The sequence below is a fragment of the Desulfofundulus thermobenzoicus genome (assembly GCF_009428905.1).
GTDB classification, from domain to species: Bacteria; Bacillota; Desulfotomaculia; order Desulfotomaculales; family Desulfovirgulaceae; genus Desulfofundulus_A; species Desulfofundulus_A thermobenzoicus.
Window position 1 is genome coordinate 1 of the sequence record NZ_WHYR01000102.1, and the last position, 1,922, is coordinate 1,922.

Sequence of the window (1,922 nt, forward strand, 5' to 3'; positions counted from 1 at the left end):
TAGGGTATATCCGGCACGGCCACGATCAGGGCGGGAACATGCCGGGGCGATGCCTTTTCCCGCAGGGTTTTCTTGATCTTGTTTTGCAGTTCCTCCGTCAGGGTGTATCCCGGATTCAGCTTGACAAAAAGGATTACCCGCTGGTCCCCCTGCCAGTTCTGCCCGATGGCCAGGCTGTCGGCGATTTCTTCTAATTTTTCCACCTGGTTGTATATTTCCGCCGTGCCGATGCGCACCCCCGACGGCTTTAATACGGCGTCGGAGCGCCCGTAAAAGGTGACCCCCCCGGTGTCACTGTGGATGACTATGTAGTCTCCGTGCCGCCATACGCCGGGAAAAACGGTGAAGTAGGCGTTTTTATATTTTTCCCCGTCCGGGTCGTTCCAGAAGTAAAGGGGCATGGGCGGCGCCGGGGCTTCGCAGACCAGCTCGCCCTGCCGGTCGTAGACGGGCCGGCCGTTTTCGTCGTAAGCTTTTATTTTCATGGCCAGGGCCGGGCTCTGCAGTTCGCCGGCGTATACCGGGCTGATGGGGCTGCCGGCGCAGAAGCAGCCGTTGATGTCCGTCCCGCCGGAGATGGAGTTGAAGTGCAGGTCGGCTTTGATTTCCCGGTAGACATATTCGAAACCTTCGGCGGACAGGGGCGAGCCGGTCTGGGAGATTTCCTTCAAGGCCGACAGGTCGTATTCCCGGCCGGGTCTTAAACCCTGGCTGCGCAGGTAGTTGATGTAGCTGGCGCTGGTGCCGAATATGGTGATTTTCTCGTCCTGGACCAGCTGCCACATGGCCCCGGCATCGGGGTAGTTGGGGTTGCCGTCGTAGAGCAGGATCGTCGCCCCCACCCCCAGGGAGCACAGCAGCCAGTTCCACATCATCCAGCTGCAGGTGGTGATGTACATGATGGTGTCTTCCCGTTTCAAGTCCGTGTGCAGGAGCAGTTCTTTGAGCTGGTTGATCAGTACCCCCACGCCCTGTACCATGCATTTGGGTTTGCCGGTGGTGCCGGAGGAGAACATGATATATACCGGGTGATCGAAGGGCAGTTGTTCGAACTTTATCTCCGCTTCCCTGGCCAGAAAGTCTTCATAGTGTACCGCCTGCGGGATCGCACCCAGGTCGGGTTTGTCTTCCACATAGGAGACGACGACCACCTTCTGCAGCGAGGGGATCCCCCGGGCGATTTCAGCCGCGTTGGGCCGGGAATCGAAGGCTTTTCCTTTGTAAAAATAGCCGTCTACGGTGAAGAGCACCTTCGGTTCGATCTGCCCCAGGCGATCCAGGGCCGCCTGGGGTCCAATGTCGGTGGCGCAGGATGACCAGACGGCGCCGATGCTGGTGGCGGCCAGCATGGCGATGGCCGTCTCCATCAAATTGGGCATGTAGGCGGCCACCCGGTCCCCCGGCCCCACCCCCAGGCCGCGCAGGGCGTTGGCCAGGCGGCCCACCGTTTCGTAAAGCCGGGCGTAGGTCATCCGGGCGGTCTTTTGTGTTTCCCCCCGGAAAATAAAGGCCGGACGGTCGTCCCGGTACCGCAGGAGGTTCTCGGCGAAATTCAGCCGCGCGCCGGGGAACCATTTAGCACCGGGAAATTTGGTCAGGTCGTCCACCACCCGATCATATCCCCGGGATGCCTTGATGCCGGCAAAATCCCACATACAGGCCCAGAAGTCGGGTATGTTTTCAATCGACCAGTTGTAAAGCTGGGGATAGCCGGTTATCTCCAGGCCGTACCGCTCGTTCACCATCTTCATGAACCGGGTGATGTTGGCCTGTTTCTTTCTTTCTTCCGACGGTTCCCACAGAGGTTTTTTCATTCCCGTTTGCCCCCTTCACCATACGTTAAGATTTTCCGTACGGCAGGCCCCGTCCCCCCGGGCGGTCCGGGACGGGGCCCAAGAATGCCGTACTATTCCCCTGATTTT

General features: G+C 59.4%; 1 protein-coding gene. It reads right to left on the minus strand.

Annotation, left to right across the window (positions count from 1 at the left end; translation table 11 throughout):
• A partial coding sequence (locus tag GFC01_RS17625) for an acetoacetate--CoA ligase (RefSeq protein WP_152948454.1) occupies positions 1-1,814 on the minus strand: 1,814 nt, incomplete at its 3' end.
• Positions 1,815-1,922: the final 108 nt, after the last annotated feature.